A 17,599-nucleotide genomic window follows, 5' to 3' on the forward strand; every position below is an offset into this window, starting at 1 on the left:
CGCCCCTTTCTGGGTCCCGTGGAAAAGCGGTCAAGCTTAGTGGCAACCGGCCAAAGTAGTTGTCGTTAACCGGCCAGAGCAATTGTCGTCGCATACTATCGCAGCCTTTTCATTCAGGCTCGTGGCGTTCTCAGGAAAGAATTGGTGAAGCACCTGCGTTCGCGGCGGATGATGCGCCGCTCACGGCTTGCGAGCACCGAAGGACAGCCGCGCGGCCAGATCATTGATGCGATTTCTATCCGAGAGCGCCCAGCGGAAGCGGAAGATCGCGCAATACCAGGACACTGGGAGGGGGATCTGATCTCGGGGGCGAAGAATAGCCACATCGCCACGCTCGTGGAGCGCCACTCCCGCTACACAATGCTGGTGAAGGTGCAGGGCAAAGATGCGGCCAGTGTCGAAAGCGCGCTCCGCCGCGAGGTCCGCACGCTCCCTCGTGAGTTGTGGCGCTCTCTTACTTGGGATCGAGGTAGCGAGATGGCCAGCCATAAGGCATTTACAGCGGCTACGGATGTGAAGGTCTACTTCTGTGATCCGCAGAGCCCTTGGCAGCGCGGCACCAACGAGAATACCAACCGCCTACTACGCCAGTACTTCCCCAAAGGGACGGAGCTCACCAGCTTCTCACAGACTGACCTCAATGAAGTTGCCATGCGCCTGAACCAGCGACCGCGGAAAACGTTGGGCTTTGTTACCCCGGCAGGTAAGCTCATGGCCACTGTTGCATCGACCCCGTGAACTCACCATTGATTTATTTGGTTCCGGCGAGAGGAGTCGAACCCCCGACCTACTGATTACGAAGCAGGCTCAGCACCAACGATCAAGGAAGGCGGACTTATGCACGTATCTTCGGCAATGTCGTGACGTTCTCGACCCTCATAACTGAACCCTGCCCTTCGATCCAGCCGGCGATGGCGTTCGCCTCGGGCCTTAGATACTGAAGGTTTTCTGTGTCGGTGTAAGCATCGATCGTCACGTCGCCTGACAGCGTGTGATTCATCAGAAGCTTGGTTTTCCAGAGTTCGATGCCACACCTACCGGCCACGGCCCGGAAGGTGCGGCGGAGATCATGCGGGGTTACGCCGATGCCCGTTGCAGTCTCGATCTTACGGAGTGTCGGGCGAGCATCATTCACCGGCTTATCGCTGTTGCGCCCAGGGAACACGAAACGGCCTTTTGGCCTAAGGGCCAGCAGGGCAAGAACGCCATCGGATAGAGGCAGCGTTACCGGGCTTCTGTTCTTCGGGTCTATTAGGCGCAGGGTACCCGCCTTTTTTTCTACGTGCTGCCATTCCAATTCTGCCGCTTCGGACCACCGCAGCCCGGTGAGCAGCAAGAACGCAATGATATCAGCACCGGTGCGGCCCGCCTTGGTCTGAGCCGGATCATGGCGAAGCGCCTGTAATGTGTTCCACCACTCCCCTACCCTCTCCACCGGGACGTAACTGTTCCGGGCGCGAATCTTCTTCCAAAGCTTAGATTCGGAGAGCACGGAAACTGGGTTCTCCGGGAGAATCGTCTCGTCGTCCGGCGTTCGGTAGCGGGCGCGGGCGTAGTTGAGCAATGCCCGTAGGTTGCGGAAAGCCTGATTTGCCTGCGCCGGAGATGATGCGCTGAGTTCCTGGAATCGGCGAGCTACCTTGTCGCGAGTAATCTCCGTGACGGGCTTGTTCGCCCAAGCTTGGAATGTCTTGTTCACATGTCGGCGAATGTCCGCCTTGCTGCGCTCTTTAAGGTCGGTCCGATCCGTTAGGTACCCTTCCATGACTTCCTCGAGCGTGACACTGAGCGCCTGCCCCTTCTTACGTTCCTTTACATGGTCGACACCGTCTGCCATCTCGCCGAGCTTCACGATTGCCCGCTTGCGGGCTTGCTCCGCAGTCAGCACGGTATGGCGGCCAAGAGTCATACGGCGCTGTTTGCCGTTAACGCGACGCTGAACGATATAGGACACGGTGCCGCTGGGAACGACTCGGACCCCAAACCCCGGCAATGCGGTATCCCACACCAATCGCTCGCCAGTCTCTGGCGGCTCCAGCTTCTCTACTGCGGTCTTTGTGATCTTTACCTTCAAGGCTGTCTCCACTTGGTTATTCTTGGTTATTGTTGGTTGCCTGGACCACGATCATCGCGCAAATGCGGAAAAGTCCGCTGGGGTCAGCGCATCAAAGAATAACCAAAGAATAACCACCATTCATCAAACTCGACACAACACCAGCGGATTCCATAGTACGGCAAACCACTGTTATTACAAGGATGATGTGGTTATTTAAAAGAAGAGACAACAAGGTAAAAGGCGCAAGAAATGGACTTTTAATCCGCTGGTCGTAGGTTCGAATCCTACACGGCCCACCACTTCTCCCCTGGTCTGTACCGGATACATGGGTTACAGATTATACCGAGGACATCGGTAACACTTTTGGGCCGAATGGTCTGTCCGCACTCCTGCAGCCACTGTCGATCAGCCCGCGCATGCGGATCTTCGACCAATGGGTGATGTTCGGCTTAGTTGAAGGCCGTGCAGCCCATCATGGCGACGGTGATGCCGCCTGCGGCAATGGCCCTCGTAAATTTCATCGTTCTGCCTTCCAGGGTGGACTGTCGTTCGGTACTCCCCCGGCAAGCGCGGCATCGATCTTGGCCATCAGGTCGGCCTTGAAGCGATCCAGGACATCGGGTTCGAGCTCGAGGTGTTGCATCACATTGGCCTGCTTGATGCTTGCCATGCCATGCAACGTGGACCAGATGAACAAGGCATCCAGATCTGCCTGAATCCTTTGCCCTGGGGCATCACCATGCATCCCGCGCAAGCGGTCGCGCAGAATGTTGAAGGCGTGAACGGCGTGTTTGACGAGATCAGGGTGCTGCGCCGGTTCTGGCCAGGGCGTGCCGAACATCAGCCGGTACTCCAAAGGTTTGGACTCCGCATAGGCCAGGTACGCCTCTCCCATTCCCTCCAGGTCGGAATGCGGTTCCACGCCGGGGGTGCGCTGATCCAGGTGCAGTGCGAAATCGGCGAAACACCGACGCATGATGTCCGCCAACAGATGATCGCGGCTCGCGAAGTGGCGATAGGGTGCCTGATGGGAAATTCCGAGCTTACGGGACACGTCACGCATGCTCAGGCTTTCAACGCCATGCTCGGCAATGACTTCGCGAGCGGCCTGGACACACGCCTCTTTCAAATCGGCTGGCTTCACTTTGGCTCTTGGCATGGCGTGGTTTCTTGCGATGGGAGCATGGTCATCAGCAATCCGATGTTGACAGTGTCTACACACTAGAACAGGATAGTTGACACTGTCAACATCGGGGTACGCCTTGGGCATGTACAGCATGGATGGGCCTATCCCTTCGGGCTTTGTGGGCAGGCGAATCGTCAACGAACTCATGCAGCGACAGCATGTGCTAACGCTCTATGGGTTCGTGATGCTCGCCCTGATGGTGCCTACGCTGGTGCTGCTGGTGCTCGACGCACGCACCATCGGGGATGTTAACGTTTGGGCGAAGCCGCTGAAGTTCATGGCGTCCACGGCGCTGTTTTCCCTCTGCACGGCGTGGTTCATGGGCCTATTGCCCCCGAGTGTCAGGGTATCTCCGGCCAACTGGGCGATGGTTTCGACGCTGATTTTCACCTCCCTGTTCGAAGTCGCCTACATCAGTCTTCAGGCTGCCCTGGGTTCCCCCTCGCACTACAACGTGACCGACGCCTTCCATGCGGCCATGTTCGGACTCATGGCGCTGGCAGCTGTGCTTCTGGTTGCTACCCAGGCCTTTCTCGCCTGGCAGATACACCGAACCGCCGTCGAACGCCCATTACCGGTTTTTCATCAGGCGGTGATTGCCGGACTGATCATGACCTTCGTGTTGTCGACGGCGAGTGGATTCATGCTCGGCGGCAATCAACCGCCCACCGGAGTGGGGTTGCCGCTGGCGGGATGGCATCTGTCAGGCGGTGATCTCCGCCCCGCACACTTCCTGGGTGTACACGCGCAGCAGCTAATTCCGTTGGCTGGCGTGCTGCTCGTCCGTCAAGCGCCATCACGAGCGGGCGCAGCGCTGTTCGCCGTGATTCTCGTCTACACAACGATATGGGTCTTGCTGTGCAAGCTCGGGTTATCTGGACAAGGGGGCTATTGAACATACAACTCGGTACGGGCGTAGGTCATGCGTAAGCCAGGCACTCGATGCTGTCCGCGCATAACCCTTCGCGTTCGGCGAAAGCTTGCAACAGGGTGATGTCTCCGGTGGTTGCAAGGCGCAGTTCCCTTGCGGCGTGAGGGGTCTCATCTTGCGGTGGACGGAGGGTTCCGAGGTCTTGCAGTCGGCGGTTCAACTGCCGTGCCACCGCCGCGCCGGTGTCGATCAGGACAATCTCTGGGGCCAGGCGGGCGGCGATCTGCTGCCGGAGAAAGGGGTAATGGGTGCAGCCGAGAATGATCGTGTCGGCACCCGCGGCCTGCAAGGGTGCCAGATAGCGATCCAGCAGTGCACCGATGCGCTGATCATCGAACTGGTTTCGCTCGATGGCCTCTACCAGACCCGGGCAGGGTTGGGTGATTACCTCGAGGCCGTCGGCATAACGATCCAGCAGGGCAGCAAATCGCACGCTGGCCAGGGTGCCCTCGGTGGCGAGTACGCCGATGACGCCATTGCGGGTGGCCGCAGCCGCCGGCTTGATGGCGGGCTCCATGGCGATCACCGGTATGGGAAACTCGGCACGCAGGGCATCCGCCGCCACCGCCGTTGCCGTGTTGCAGGCAATCACCACCGCCTTGGCACCACTCTCCACCAACTGAGCGGTGAGCCATCGGGAGCGGGCAAGCACCTCGGCGGCGGACCGACTGCCATAGGGCGCGTAGGCGGAATCCGCAACGTAGAGGAGAGATTCGGCAGGCAGCAGCGCACGGACTTCTCGCAATACCGACAAGCCGCCGAGACCGGAGTCGAAGAGACCGATTGGCGCTGTTGCGTCTGGTTGATGCGGCACGAACTTACCCCGAGGCCACTGCTTGCGCCGCTATGATTCCAGAATCAGGCGGCAGCGCCAAATGCCTGAAGTTGACGCAACAGCTCACCACAATCGCCGGCCAGGCGGTAGCTCGCCTCGGCATCGCCCCGGGTCTTGCCACGATTGATGATGGCCACCGGCGTGCCCAGCTCGGCCGCTCTGCGGACGAATCGATAGCCGGACCACACCATCAACGACGAGCCTACGACCAGGAGCAGGCGGGACCGCTCAAGCCGAGTGAAGCACGCCTGCACGGTCTGCCTGGGAACGTTCTCACCGAAGAACACCACATCCGGCTTGAGGACACCACCGCAGGCGACGCAAGGGGGAACATGAAAACCGCCAAAGTCGATCTGATCGATATCCGCATCACCGTCGGGCCGGCTCGGCGCATCCAGATGCTGCCAGTCGGGATTGGCGTCGAAGAGCTGGTGCTGGAAGGCCGCCCGCGTGACGCGCTGGCCGCAGTCGAGACAGCGGACGGTATCGAGCCGACCGTGCAGATCCGTCACGCGACGGCTACCGGCCTGCTGGTGCAGACCATCGACATTCTGCGTGATCAGCCAGCGCAACAATCCGGCACGCTCGAATTCTGCCAGGGCGGCGTGGGCCGTGCCCGGCCGCGCCACCGCCACGTTGCGCCAACCCACCAGGCTGCGGGCCCAGTAACGACGTCGCGCCTGGGCACTGCGCAGGAACTCCTGGTACTGGATAGGCCGGGAGCGCTTCCAGCCGCCGTCGTCGTCCCGGTAGTCGGGTATGCCGCAGGATGTGCTGCATCCCGCGCCGGTCAGCACCATCACTTCACCACGGGCAAGCAGCGTTGCCAGTTCCCGCAATGTCTCCTCCACCGGCAAGCCGGCGTCATTGACCGCCATCGTCATTCCCCCGAGTTTTATCGCCGCCTGAGCACCCCGCGACGCTGCGGTTTGGACCGGAGGCCGGAGCGGAGGTTCTACGCCGATCAGCTGGAAACTGGTGGTCTCGGCAACGGGGTGTAGCGCGTCTCGTCGCGCTCCCATGGCGGTACGGGTGTGAATTCCTCGACCAGAAAGTCCACGAACGCCCGCACCTTTCGGGAAAGATGGCGCCCCTGGGGGAACAGCACGTAGTAGGCAGAAACTTCGTGGGTATAGTCGGGCAGCAAATGGACCAGCAGGCCCTCGCGGATTTTCGGTGCGACCAGCCAGGTGGAGAGGCGGGCCAGCCCCACGCCGGCAAGGGCCGCCTCGTAGAGCGCACCGGCGGTGTTGGCCCTGAAATTACCCGACACATGAATCACGCGCCGGCCACCGTTGCCCATCTCGAATTCCCAGTCGTTGAACCGGGCCACGTTGTACATGGTGAGGCAATTGTGGCGGAGCAGGTCCTCCGGTGTGCGAGGCTCGCCATGGCGGGCGAGATACTCCGGCGAGGCAACGATGATTCGCCGGTTCATGGCCAGACGACGGGATACCAGGGACGGGTCGTCCACCTGTTCCTGGAGCATGATGGCGACATCCACCCCCTCTTCCACCAGGTCTACGGAGCGGTCCGTCAGCTGAATCTCGAGATTCAGCTCCGGATACTTTTCAAGAAAGTGGTTGATACGTGGCAGAACCTCACCACGGGCAAAGGCTGCGGTGGCGCTCACCCGGAGTGTGCCGCGTACCCGATCCTGCAGCGAACTGACCGCCTCCTCCGCCGCTTCGATCTCGGCCATGATCCGTGAGCAGCGATCGTAGAAATCCCGCCCCACTTCGGTCAGGCTGATACGACGCGTGGTACGATTGAACAACCGGGCGCCGAGTCGGTCTTCCAGTCGGCGGATCTGCTTGCTGATGGCCGAAGGGGTCATATCCAGAGCCCTGGCGGCGGCGGAGAAGCTACCCTCTTCCACGCAGCGCACGAATATCAGCATTTCAGAAGCACGATCCATTGCATGCCCGCCTATTTTTGAATATTTGTCACAGATGATATTCCATTTTTCGGGATTTTCCACGGCACCAAGCTGTGTAGTCTTCTATCCATCGCAACGGTGATGCGCTCACCGACTCCGATGAGGCAGTCCTGCGAACCTCTGTGACTGCTCCGGACATTTTGTAATCGTCTCCTCCTCCTTCGTAGCGATACGAAGTTTCGACGGGCCTGGTCTCCAGAGCCCGTCTTTTTTTTGCCCTTCAAACACGACTCCCGAGAAACCTTGGAACCCCAAGCACAGGTCGTATGCCACTCTCGGGGATTATCTCCACAGCAGAGCGAGATAGCCTGTCCGTGAATTCACTGTTGCGACCAGGGAGAGTCGACCATGTTCCAGATCAGCGTTTTCAAGCGCCGGCGGCCCAAGCCTCAGACATCTAACGCGGAAGGCCCTGAACGGCGCGGCTCCGGCGACCGCAGCGACGAGTTCGCCAAGACCATGCGAAGCACGCTGCAGCGATTTCCCTTCGGGATTTAAGCAACCGGCTCGACTGGCTACCCCCGGATGTTTCCATCCGGGGTTTTTTATTTCTGCATGGCGATTAGTGCCCACGGGTCAACAGGGTTGGTCCAGCTTGCGGGATGGCGAGCTCACGGAGCGGACGTATCATAATGGTGCAGCGCAACGAAAGTTGCACCAATGTTGTTCACCCTCATCAAGGAGTCAACCATGAACCGCGAAAGGGCCGATTTTCGGTCCACCCCCGAGAACATCGACTGCATCATCGCCGAGGCGGTTGCCATGCGCAACGCCTACATCGCCGAGCTTGTCGGCCGCGGCGCCCGCCGATTGACCTCCGCCTTCCGCCGTCTCGCCACCCTGGAAGTCGGACACAGCAAGAAAACGGCATCCGCCTGAAGCATCCGGTAACCGCAGCCCTACTTGTCCAGATGGCGCCGCGCCTTTTCCACCTTCGGTGCGACCACCATCTGGCAGTAGGGCTGTCCCGGGTTCAATTCGAAGTAATCCTGATGCCCGTCTTCCGCCGGGTAGTAGTTCTTCAGCGCACTCACTTCGGTCACGATTGACTGGCCATAACGGCCGCTGCGCTGGATCTCATCGATCTTCGCACGGGCCAGGCGAGCCTGTTCATCATCATGGAAGAAGATGACCGAGCGGTACTGGGTGCCAATATCGTGCCCCTGCCGATTGAGCTGGGTTGGATCATGCACGATGAAAAAGAGATCGAGAATCTGATTGAAGTCGACCTTGCTGGGGTCGTAGCGCAAACGGACGACTTCTGCATGGCCGGTGGCACCAGAGCAAACCTGGGCATAGGTCGGATGAGCCCGCTCACCACCTGAATACCCGGACTCCACATCGACGACGCCATCCATTTCCTTGAAGGCGGCTTCGATGCACCAGAAACATCCACCACCCAGGGTGGCTTCTTCCATGCGCTGCTCCGTTTCGGTCATGACTCGCCTCCACTTTCCGCTGCCTTGCGCCGCAGGCGTATTCCAAGCTCCCGCAACTGCGCCTCGGTGACCTCCGCCGGGGCTTCGGTGAGCAGACAGCTCGCCGTCTGCGTCTTGGGGAAGGCCATCACGTCACGGATCGAACCTGCGCCAGTCATGAGCATGACCAGCCGGTCCAGCCCGAAGGCGAGCCCGCCGTGGGGCGGCGCGCCGTATTCCAGCGCATCCAGCAGGAAGCCGAACTTCTCCCGCGCCTCGGCTTCGTGGATGCCCAGCATGGCCAACACGCGTTGCTGCACGTCGGGTTGATGGATACGGATGGATCCGCCGCCCACTTCGGTGCCATTGATTACCATATCGTAGGCCCGCGACAGGATTGCCTCCGGATCGGCCGCCTTCTCCAGGTCCGCTTCCTCCGTCGACTGGGGTGCGGTAAAGGGGTGGTGCAGAGCGTACAGCCGCTTGTCGGCCTCGTCGTACTCGAACATGGGGAAGTCCACGACCCAGAGCGGGCGCCATTCGCTGGCCACCAGACCGCGGTCGTGGCCGAGTCGCACACGCAGGGCGCCGAGCGCCTCGTTGACCACGCGGGCACGGTCGGCCCCGAAAAAGATCAGGTCTCCCGCCTCGGCATCGGTCCGCTCGAGTATGCCCTGGACGGCTGCCGGAGAGAGAAACTTCACGATGGGGGACTGCAGGCCTTCGGCGCCCCGGGTGGGATCCACCACCTTGATATAGGCAAGCCCCTTGGCGCCGTAACGCCCGACGAAGGCCGTGTAGTCATCGATTTCCTTGCGGGTCAGTTCCGACCCGGCCGGCAGGCGCAGCGCGGCGACGCGACCCTTGGGGTCTTTCGCCGGAGCGGCGAATACCTTGAACTCGGTGTCCGCAACCAGATCCGAGACCTCCACCAGCTCCAGCGGAATGCGCAGGTCCGGGCGGTCGATACCGAAACGACGCACCGCTTCGGCATGGGTCATGGTGGGGAACGGGTCGGGCAGGTCGACATCCATGACCTGTCGGAACAGCTCACGAATCATCTCCTCGCTCAGGGCCATGATGCCCTGCTCGTCCATGAAGGACGTCTCGATATCGAGCTGGGTGAACTCCGGCTGCCGATCGGCACGCAGGTCTTCATCCCGGAAACAACGGGTGATCTGGTAGTAGCGGTCCATGCCCGACATCATCAGCAGCTGCTTGAAGAGCTGCGGCGACTGCGGCAGGGCATAGAAGGCGCCCGGGTGGACACGGCTTGGCACCAGGTAGTCGCGGGCACCTTCCGGGGTCGCCCGGGTGAGCATGGGAGTCTCGATATCGAGAAAACCGTGGTCTTCAAGGTAGCGGCGCAGTGCCTGTGTGACCCGCGCCCGGGTCTGGATGCGGCGCTGCATGACGGGGCGGCGCAGATCCACATAGCGATGACGCAGACGCACGTCCTCGCCCACGTCGTCGTCATCAAGCTGGAACGGCGGTGTCTTGGCGGCGTTGAGAATTTCCAGCTCCAGCCCCAGCACCTCGATCTGCCCGGTGGTCATGTTGGGGTTTTCTGTGCCCGCCGGGCGGCGGCGCACGCGTCCGCGAACCCGCAGCACGAATTCGTTGCGCACCCGCTCGGCCAGCGCGAAGGACTCGGCTCGATCCGGGTCGAAAACCACCTGTACCAGACCCTCGCGGTCCCGCAGGTCGATGAAGATCACCCCGCCATGATCGCGGCGCCGGTGAGCCCAGCCACAGAGTGAGACTTCAGTGTCGAGATGACTCTCGGTGACCTGACCGCAGTAGTGGGTACGCATCGCTTTATCCGTTTCCTGGCATGCTGGCTTTACGGGAGTGCACCGAGGGGGTGCAAGGCGTCGGCATCCGAGCAGACAAAAGGCTGCCCGCCTGCGCCGACAGGCGGGCAATGGTAAGTTCTAAGGGGGCACCGATCAATTCCCGCGTTCCTTTCGTACCCCCAAAGAGCCGGCGGCGAGGACGTTTCAGCCGGTTGAGGCCTTGCTGTCGCCCGCGGGCTTGCTAGCGCCGGAATCGGCCTTGGCGGCGGGCTTGTCGGCAGCAGGCTTGCTGTCGCCGCCCTTGGCAGCCTCTCCGCCGCCGGCCACATTGCGACGATTGGACTGTTTGAAATCGGTCTCGTACCAACCAGCGCCCTTGAGCCGGAAGCCCGCCGCGGATATCTTGCGCCGCAGGGTCGGCTTGCCGCAGCTCGGGCATTCCGTCAGCGGCGCATCGCTCATTTTCTGGATGGCCTCCAGATCGTGACCACAGGCGTCACACTGGTACTCGTAAATGGGCATGGATCTGCTCCTCGCAAGAACTGAACGCAGGTTACGCTGCTAAAAACGTGCCGTCGCACCTATATAAGGCTTCGTTAACCGGCACACAAGCCTGGACAACTTCCCTGCCAGGCCGAATTGTCACTCCCAACCGGAGGCATACCCACGATGGGCGAGCAGGAACAACGCGTACTGCTGATTTCGGGCTGTTCCACGGGCATCGGCCAGGTGTCCGCGGTGCGGATGCAGCAACGGGGCTGGCGCGTTTTCGCTGGCGTGCGCCGCGAGGCTGATCTCCAGCCTCTGCGAGAAGCAGGCGTGGAACCGTTGGTGCTGGACGTGGACAACTCCGAGAGCATACACGCTGCCGTCGACACGGTGTTGACCGCTACGGGAGGCCGCCTAAACGCCCTGTTCAACAATGCCGGCTACGGCCAACCCGGTGCCCTGGAGGACCTGGACCGCGCGGCCCTGCGAGCGCAGTTCGAGACCAACCTCTTCGGCGCCCATGAACTGACCTGTGCCGTTCTGCCCGCCATGCGTGCGGCGGGCCGGGGCCGCATCGTATTCAATAGCTCCGTGCTGGGCTTTGCAGCACTGCCATTCCGCGGCGCCTACAACGCCTCGAAGTTTGCCATGGAAGGGCTCGCCGACACCCTGCGCATGGAACTGCGGAACAGCGGCATCCAGGTCAGCCTGATCGAACCCGGCCCCATCGCAACCGCTTTTCGCGCCAATGCTCACAGGCACTTCAAGGCACAAATAGATCCGCAAAGCAGCGTACACAAGGAAACCTATCGGGCCATGGAGCGCCGCCTCACCGCCCCGGATGGCGCTGGCGGCTTCACGCTGCCGCCGGAGTCGGTGGTCAAGCGCCTGATCCATGCCCTGGAGGCACCCCGGGCCAGGCCCCGCTACTACGTGACGTTCCCCACCTACCTGTTCGGCACGCTGCGGCGCTTTCTCTCAACCCGGATGATGGACGCCATCCTGCTTCGGTCCACGGTATCGGAACGACAACTGTCAGCGACGGATCGCAACGATGAGCCGGGCTAGCGGCCTGCGCCTGGCCACGCTGCTGGCCGCGCTGGTCTGGCTTCATACTGCGATGGCACAGGACCCCACCTGGGGCACGCTGACACTGGAACATGAAAACGACCTGTTCGCCGGAGAGGATCGCTACTACACCAGCGGTGTGCGTGTTACCTGGCTTTCACCCGATGACCGTGTGCCAGGCTGGGTGCGCCGTGGCAGCGAGTGGGTGCCCATGTTCAACCCCGACGGCGAACTCAAGCTCAGCTATTCCATTGGCCAGAACATGTACACGGCAAGCGATATCACCCTGGCCGACCCACCCGAAAACGACCGCCCCTATGCAGGCTGGCTGTACGCCACCGTTGGCCTGGGCTCACAGACACCAACCCGCCTGGACAGGCTGCAACTCAGCCTGGGCGTGATCGGGCCGGCTTCCCTGGCAGACCGCACGCAACGGCAGGTGCATCGACACCTGGACGCCCCACAACCCGCCGGCTGGGATACCCAGCTGCGCAACGAACCGGCCGTGCTGCTGACGTATGAGCGGCAATGGCGTGAGTTTGCCGGGCGCACCAGCGACGGCTGGGGATGGGATTTCACACCCTATCTCGGCGGTTCACTGGGCAATGTGTTCACCCAGCTCACCACCGGCATCACCGGACGACTGGGCTGGCGCATGATGCAAGACTGGGGCCCGCCGCGCATTCAACCGGCCCTCCCCGGCTCCGGCATATTCAGGGCCCGGTCAGACCTGGGCGGCTACGTCTTTGTCAGCCTGGATGGGCGCGCCGTGGCCCGCGACATCTTTCTGGACGGTAACAGTTTTCGCAACAGCCGCAGCGTTGAAAAGCGCAATCTGGTGGGCGAAATCCAGGTGGGTATGGTCGTGAACGTGAGCCGACGGGTACGGCTGGCCTACACCCATGTCTTTCCGAGCCGGGAGTTTCGCGGCCAGACGGGCACCCAGGATTTCGGTTCCTTCAGCCTGAGCGCCCATTTCTGAGCAAGGCCGTGATCCCGAATGTGGTCAGCGACCGGCGCGAACCAGGCCGCCCAGCCCCGCTTCCTCCAGCGCTTCGTTCAGCATCAGGCGGATGTCTGCCGGGTGATCCATGGTCAGGGCCCGGTTGGTGAGTTCACGGGCCTGCTCAAGGCTGAAGCTTCGAATCACCCATTTCACACGCAGCAGGCTGGAGACGCTCATGCTGAGCCCCTGCACCCCCATGCCCAGCAGCAGGATGGCAGCCGCCGGATCGCCGGCCATGGCGCCACAGATGGTTACCGGCCGATTCACCGTCCGTGCCTCCCGCACCACGTTGTCCACCACCCGGACCACCGCCGGATGAAGTTCGTCGTACAGGTCTGCAACCCGTGCGTTGTTGCGATCCACCGCCAGCAGGTACTGGGTGAGGTCGTTGGTGCCGATGGAAAAGAAATCGACCCGATCGGCCAGCGCCCGGATCTGGAAAGCCGCGGAAGGGACTTCGATCATCACGCCGATTTCCGGCTCGATGGTCTGTATGCCCTCTTCCTCGAGCTCCCGACGGGCACGCGTCAACAACGCGCAGGCTTCGTCGACCTCGGACAGACGACTGATCATGGGCAATAGCACCTGCAGATTGCCGCAGTCGTTATTGGCCCTGAGCATGGCGCGCAGTTGGGTGAGAAAGATCTCCGGATGATCCAGGGTCAGGCGGATGCCGCGCCAGCCAAGAAACGGATTCTCTTCACGAACGGGAAAGTACGGCAGCGGCTTGTCGCCACCCACGTCCAGCGTCCGCAGGACCACCTTGCGCGGGCTGAAGGGTTCGAGCACCTGCCGATAAACCACCGTCTGCTCGTCTTCGCCGGGGAAGCGCTCCCGCACCATGAATGGAAACTCGGTGCGGTGCAGCCCGATCCCGTCACAGCCGCTGGACAGCGACGAGGTGATGTCGGACATCAGCCCGGTGTTGGCATACAAGCCGACGCGATAGCCGCAGGGCGTCTCCGCCGGCAAGCCCTTGAGTTCCATGAGGTCTTCTGACAGCGCCGCATCTTCCCGCAGGAGGCGCTTGTATTCGCGACGAATCTCGCGCCCCGGCTCGATGTGGATGCGACCGGCGTAGCCATCGACGATGAGCTCCTTGCCCTCAAGCCGCCCCACCGGCAATTCCGCAACGCCCATCACGGCGGGAATGTTCAGCGCACGGGCCAGGATGGCGACGTGAGAGTTGCCGGAGCCACGGGCGGTGACCACCCCGGCAAGCCGATCGGTGGGTATCTCTGCCAGTTGCGAGGCGCTGATCTCTTCACCCACCAGAATCGTGCCCTCTGGCACGGAGCGATCGTCACCACTGTCCACCTGCAGGCGCATGAGGATACGCCGGCCGATGTCGCGGATGTCCTCGGCGCGCTCGCGCAGGTAGGGATCTTCCATTTCGTCGAAGACACTGACGTGCTCGGCGATGCTGTCGCGCAGGGCACCGGAGGCCCAGTTACCGGAGCGGATCCGCTGGATCGTGCCGTCTACCAGGCTTTCGCTCTCGAGCATGCGCAGATAGACGTCAAAGAGGCTGTGTTCGTCCGGCGGCACGGTGTCGGCCAGGCGATCGGCGAGTTCCCGCACCTCTTCGCGAACCACCTGCAGCGCCTTGTCGAAGAGCTGGACCTCCCGCTCCACATCCTCGATCTCACGATCAGGTACGGCGAACAGGTCGGCGGGCGAATAGGCCACCATGACCCGGCCAAGGGCGATACCCGGAGCACCCGGCACGCCCTTGAAGGCGCGTCGCGAGACCTTGGTGCCGCTGAGCACGGGATTGACGCCGCCAGTGGCCTCGCCGTGGGCGATGGCGCCGGCTAGTTGCGCTGCCATGGTGACAATGAAAGCCACTTCTTCTTCGCCGAAACGCCGCCGTGCGGCCTGCTGCACCACCAGCACGCCGAGCAGTCGCCGGAAGTGGATGATCGGCGCGCCAAGAAAGGAGTGGAAACGCTCTTCGCCGGTTTCGGGGAAATACCTGAAGCGGGGATGCGCCTCCGCGTTCTCCAGGTTCAAGGGCTCCTTGCGTTCCCCGACCAGGCCCACAAGACCCTCGTCGAAACGCAGGCGAACTCGGCCAACTGCGTCGGGGTTCAGCCCCTTGGTGGCCATGAGCACGTATTCCTGGGAGTCGGGATCAACCAGGTAGATGGAGCAGACGTCTACATTGGTGCTGTCGGCGACGCGGCGGACAATGATGTTCAACGCCTGGTCCAGCCCCCGGGCGGCATTGACGTCCTGCACGATGCTGTGAAGCGTCTGAAGCATTGGCTCCCCGATGGCCGGGCACTCGTTATCCCGCGGCGGCGCCTGCCACCGCGGAGACCAGGATTAACTGCAGGGGCTAAGGGCGCCGGACTCGCCGCCGACTGCGTTTGTCATGCACAACCACGCATCCTGCGCATGCAGCTTCCGTCAGACTACCGCACTGGCCTCACGCTGTCGCCTGCCTAACTCTGCGCACCGGAGCCCGAACGCCGTGGCGGAGCGACGGGTGGCTCGGGAGCACCATCCGGAAATACCAGCGGCGCAAGCTCATGCAAGGCCTTGCGATAGACATGGCGCTTGAAGAAGACCACTTCCCGCATGGGCCGCCAGTAGTCGACCCATTGCCAGTGGTCGAATTCCGGCTTGGCACAGGCATCCAGCTTCACCCGCTGCTCGTCGCACAACAGGCGCAGCACGAACCAGCGCTGCTTCTGACCGATGCAGACCGGCTTGTGACGGCGCCGGATGAGATGCCGTGGCAGGTAGTACCGCAGCCAGTCCCCCGTGCCGCCGATCAGCTCGACGTCAGCCTCGGTGAGGCCGACTTCCTCGGCCAGTTCCCGGAACAGGGCCTGCTCCGGCGTCTCGTCGACCTTGATGCCACCCTGGGGAAACTGCCAGGCGTCCTGACCCACGCGACGGGCCCAGAAGACACGCCCCTCCGCGTTGGTCAGGATGATACCCACATTTGGCCGAAAGCCATCGGAATCAATCACCTGGCCCAGAACTCCCACAAATTCGCTACTGCTATTTTTCCACACCGCGCCGCATCCCATCAAATGGACTGCGTTTCTCGCTACAATGCTCGCGCAGAGAGGCGGATGGCATGGGAGGCCCGGTGACACTGGCGATTTTCGACCTCGACAACACCCTGCTGAAGGGCGACAGCGACTACCTCTGGGGGCAATTCCTGGTTGATCGCGGGCTGGTCGACCGCGACGCACACGAAGCGGCCAACCGCCGCTTCTATGAAGAGTATGCAGCCGGCACACTGGATATCGAGCGTTATCTGCGTTTCGCACTGGCGCCGCTGACACGGTTCGACGCCGCGCAACTGCACGACTGGCGCAGGGAGTTCGTGCAGGACTATATCTCGCCCATCATCCTGCCCGCCGGAAGGGAGCGGCTCGATGAACATGCCGCGCGGGGTGACACCACCATGATCATCACCGCCACCAACGCCTTTATCACAGACCCCATTGCCGAGCTCTTCGGCGTGGATCACCTCCTCGCCACCCGGCCCGAGCGCATTGACGGCCGCTACACTGGTGACTGGGTGGGAACGCCCACGTTCCGGGAGGGCAAGGTGCGTGCGCTGGACGAATGGCTGCGGGATCAGGGTCGGGGGCTCGATCAGAGCTGGTTCTACAGTGACTCCCATAATGACCTGCCTTTGCTCGAACGGGTACCAAACCCGGTGGCTGTTGATCCCGACGAACGCCTGCGCCGGGTTGCCGGGGAGCGCAACTGGCCGATACTCAGCTTCAGGGATGAATGACGACGGCTGCTGCTGCGGCCCCATGGAGAGACAATGCTCGGCGGCCTGATCGTGATACTGATCTGCCAACTGGCAGGCGAAGTGGTGGTGCAGTTGCTCGGCATGCCGGTGCCCGGGCCGGTCATCGGCATGGTGATGCTGGTCGGCTATCTGGCTGCACGGGGCGGCGTCGACCCCGGCATCAAGACCGTCAGCGACACGCTGCTGCGCTACCTGGCCCTGCTGTTCGTTCCCGCCGGCGTGGGCCTGATGGTGCATTTCGAACTGGTGGCCAGGGACTGGATCGCCATAGCCGCCGCATTACTCGGCAGCACCGTGCTGGCGCTGATCACCACCATGCTGATCATGCAATTCCTCACCCGACGGGGTGAGGGAGAATGACGGAAGAACTCACCGACATCTGGGTCTATCTGTCCGCAAGCCCCCTGCTTTGGCTGACCATGACCATCGTGGTTTTCCAGTTCTGCGTCTGGATCAATCAACGGCTCGGCGGCAGCGCCGTCCTGCATCCAGTGCTGCTGGCCATGGGCCTGCTGATCACCATCCTGCTGATCAGCGATACCGATTACGACACCTATTTCGAAGGCGCGCAGTTCATCCACTTCATGCTCGGCCCGGCGACCGTCGCTCTGGGTGTGCCACTGTATGAGCATCGCAAGCAGATCATGGCCATGGCGATGCCGTTGCTGGTGGCTGGCATCGCCGGGGCCGCCGTGGCCGCCATCAGCGCCGTGCTGATTGGCGCCGCCCTGGGCGCAGACCGGCTGACCCTGCTGTCGCTGGCGCCAAAGTCGGTCACCTCCCCCATCGCCATGGGTGTGACGGAAAAACTCGGTGGCCTGCCGTCCCTGACCGCAGCCCTGGTGCTGATCACCGGTGCCACCGGCGCCATGGTGGGGCCCATTGTGATCCGGGTGCTGCGAATCCGCGACGACGCGGTGAAGGGCTTCGCCCTGGGGCTGGCCGCCCACGGTTTTGGCACCGCCCAGGCCTTCACCATCGGCGCCAAGGCCGGCGCCTTTGCCGGTCTCGGCCTCGGCCTTGCGGGCCTCATCACTGCATTCCTGCTGCCCATGGTAGCCGGCCTGCTCCCACTCTAGCGCCGCCACTCC

Annotated in this window: 18 protein-coding genes and 1 pseudogene; 9 read left to right on the forward strand and 10 right to left on the reverse strand. The window is 62.2% G+C overall.

Annotated features, from left to right (window positions below; genetic code table 11):
* Nucleotides 1–96 precede the first annotated feature (96 nt).
* A pseudogene (locus J2T57_RS10770) lies at nucleotides 97–738 on the forward strand (IS30 family transposase); the annotation flags it as partial.
* 97 nt (nucleotides 739–835) lie between these two features.
* Here the strand turns inward: J2T57_RS10770 and J2T57_RS10775 are convergent.
* Nucleotides 836–2,074 (reverse strand): tyrosine-type recombinase/integrase, encoded by a 1,239-nt coding sequence (locus tag J2T57_RS10775; RefSeq protein WP_253477859.1) that lies wholly within the window; start codon nucleotides 2,072–2,074, stop codon nucleotides 836–838.
* Nucleotides 2,075–2,573: 499 nt separating this feature from the next.
* A complete protein-coding gene (locus tag J2T57_RS10780) occupies nucleotides 2,574–3,215 on the reverse strand; it encodes a TetR/AcrR family transcriptional regulator (protein ID WP_253477862.1) in 642 nt (213 codons plus the stop codon).
* 118 nt (nucleotides 3,216–3,333) lie between these two features.
* On the opposite strand from J2T57_RS10780, the gene J2T57_RS10785 reads away from it, so the two are divergent.
* The gene (locus J2T57_RS10785) at nucleotides 3,334–4,137 is read left to right on the forward strand and encodes a hypothetical protein (RefSeq protein ID WP_253477865.1); all 804 of its coding nucleotides are present in this window, start codon (nucleotides 3,334–3,336) and stop codon (nucleotides 4,135–4,137) included.
* 25 nt (nucleotides 4,138–4,162) lie between these two features.
* Here the strand turns inward: J2T57_RS10785 and murI are convergent, their stop codons facing one another.
* The 3 genes from murI to J2T57_RS10800 form a co-directional block, all read right to left on the reverse strand.
* Nucleotides 4,163–4,987, reverse strand: coding sequence for a glutamate racemase (gene murI, locus J2T57_RS10790; RefSeq protein WP_253477868.1), 825 nt, complete (start codon nucleotides 4,985–4,987; stop codon nucleotides 4,163–4,165).
* A gap of 44 nt (nucleotides 4,988–5,031) precedes the next feature.
* Nucleotides 5,032–5,886, reverse strand: a complete 855-nt coding sequence (locus tag J2T57_RS10795; RefSeq protein WP_253477871.1) for an NAD-dependent protein deacetylase — start codon at nucleotides 5,884–5,886, stop codon at nucleotides 5,032–5,034.
* A gap of 86 nt (nucleotides 5,887–5,972) precedes the next feature.
* On the reverse strand, nucleotides 5,973–6,926 hold the full coding sequence (locus tag J2T57_RS10800) for a LysR family transcriptional regulator (protein ID WP_253477874.1): 954 nt from the start codon (nucleotides 6,924–6,926) through the stop codon (nucleotides 5,973–5,975).
* Between the two features lie 369 nt (nucleotides 6,927–7,295).
* On the opposite strand from J2T57_RS10800, the gene J2T57_RS10805 reads away from it, so the two are divergent.
* Together J2T57_RS10805 and J2T57_RS10810 are read left to right on the forward strand one after the other, a co-directional pair.
* Entirely contained in the window at nucleotides 7,296–7,445 is a 150-nt protein-coding gene (locus J2T57_RS10805) for a hypothetical protein (protein WP_253477877.1), read from the forward strand.
* Nucleotides 7,446–7,637: 192 nt separating this feature from the next.
* Nucleotides 7,638–7,826, forward strand: a complete 189-nt coding sequence (locus J2T57_RS10810) for an RSP_7527 family protein (protein WP_253477880.1) — start codon at nucleotides 7,638–7,640, stop codon at nucleotides 7,824–7,826.
* A gap of 20 nt (nucleotides 7,827–7,846) precedes the next feature.
* Here J2T57_RS10810 and msrA read toward each other — a convergent pair whose 3' ends face one another.
* The 3 genes from msrA to J2T57_RS10825 all read right to left on the reverse strand — a co-directional run bounded on the left by msrA (nucleotide 7,847) and on the right by J2T57_RS10825 (nucleotide 10,683).
* Nucleotides 7,847–8,386: a peptide-methionine (S)-S-oxide reductase MsrA gene (msrA, locus tag J2T57_RS10815; protein WP_253477883.1), complete on the reverse strand. Its 540-nt coding sequence runs from the start codon at nucleotides 8,384–8,386 to the stop codon at nucleotides 7,847–7,849.
* Nucleotides 8,383–10,179, reverse strand: a complete 1,797-nt coding sequence (gene aspS, locus J2T57_RS10820; protein WP_253477887.1) for an aspartate--tRNA ligase — start codon at nucleotides 10,177–10,179, stop codon at nucleotides 8,383–8,385. Before aspS ends, msrA begins: the two co-directional genes overlap by 4 nt.
* A gap of 186 nt (nucleotides 10,180–10,365) precedes the next feature.
* Nucleotides 10,366–10,683 carry an FmdB family zinc ribbon protein gene (locus tag J2T57_RS10825; RefSeq protein WP_253477890.1) on the reverse strand — a complete coding sequence of 106 codons (318 nt, stop codon included), beginning with the start codon at nucleotides 10,681–10,683 and terminating at the stop codon, nucleotides 10,366–10,368.
* A 147-nt stretch (nucleotides 10,684–10,830) separates the two neighbouring features.
* On the opposite strand from J2T57_RS10825, the gene J2T57_RS10830 reads away from it, so the two are divergent.
* Both J2T57_RS10830 and J2T57_RS10835 read left to right on the forward strand, forming a co-directional pair.
* On the forward strand, nucleotides 10,831–11,718 hold the full coding sequence (locus J2T57_RS10830) for an SDR family NAD(P)-dependent oxidoreductase (protein ID WP_253477893.1): 888 nt from the start codon (nucleotides 10,831–10,833) through the stop codon (nucleotides 11,716–11,718).
* A complete protein-coding gene (locus J2T57_RS10835; protein WP_253477896.1) occupies nucleotides 11,705–12,700 on the forward strand; it encodes a lipid A deacylase LpxR family protein in 996 nt (331 codons plus the stop codon). The genes J2T57_RS10830 and J2T57_RS10835 overlap by 14 nt, the downstream gene beginning before the upstream one ends.
* 24 nt (nucleotides 12,701–12,724) lie before the next feature.
* On the opposite strand, the gene ptsP is transcribed toward J2T57_RS10835, so the two are convergent.
* Together ptsP and J2T57_RS10845 are read right to left on the reverse strand one after the other, a co-directional pair.
* Complete coding sequence (gene ptsP / locus J2T57_RS10840) at nucleotides 12,725–14,989, reverse strand: phosphoenolpyruvate--protein phosphotransferase (protein ID WP_253477900.1); 2,265 nt, start codon at nucleotides 14,987–14,989, stop codon at nucleotides 12,725–12,727.
* Between the two features lie 182 nt (nucleotides 14,990–15,171).
* Complete coding sequence (locus J2T57_RS10845) at nucleotides 15,172–15,705, reverse strand: RNA pyrophosphohydrolase (RefSeq protein ID WP_253477903.1); 534 nt, start codon at nucleotides 15,703–15,705, stop codon at nucleotides 15,172–15,174.
* Between the two features lie 122 nt (nucleotides 15,706–15,827).
* Here J2T57_RS10845 and J2T57_RS10850 point away from each other — a divergent pair, with 122 nt between their 5' ends.
* Genes J2T57_RS10850 through J2T57_RS10860 form a run of 3 tightly spaced genes read left to right on the forward strand, consistent with a single transcriptional unit; the run spans nucleotide 15,828 to nucleotide 17,587 of the window.
* On the forward strand, nucleotides 15,828–16,487 hold the full coding sequence (locus J2T57_RS10850; RefSeq protein WP_366519099.1) for a histidinol-phosphatase: 660 nt from the start codon (nucleotides 15,828–15,830) through the stop codon (nucleotides 16,485–16,487).
* 33 nt (nucleotides 16,488–16,520) lie between these two features.
* The gene (locus tag J2T57_RS10855; protein ID WP_253477909.1) at nucleotides 16,521–16,868 is read left to right on the forward strand and encodes a CidA/LrgA family protein; all 348 of its coding nucleotides are present in this window, start codon (nucleotides 16,521–16,523) and stop codon (nucleotides 16,866–16,868) included.
* Nucleotides 16,865–17,587 carry an LrgB family protein gene (locus J2T57_RS10860; protein ID WP_253477912.1) on the forward strand — a complete coding sequence of 241 codons (723 nt, stop codon included), beginning with the start codon at nucleotides 16,865–16,867 and terminating at the stop codon, nucleotides 17,585–17,587. The genes J2T57_RS10855 and J2T57_RS10860 overlap by 4 nt, the downstream gene beginning before the upstream one ends.
* The last annotated feature ends 12 nt before the right edge of the window (nucleotides 17,588–17,599 follow it).

It is taken from the genome of Natronocella acetinitrilica (assembly GCF_024170285.1).
GTDB classification, from domain to species: Bacteria; Pseudomonadota; Gammaproteobacteria; order Nitrococcales; family Aquisalimonadaceae; genus Natronocella; species Natronocella acetinitrilica.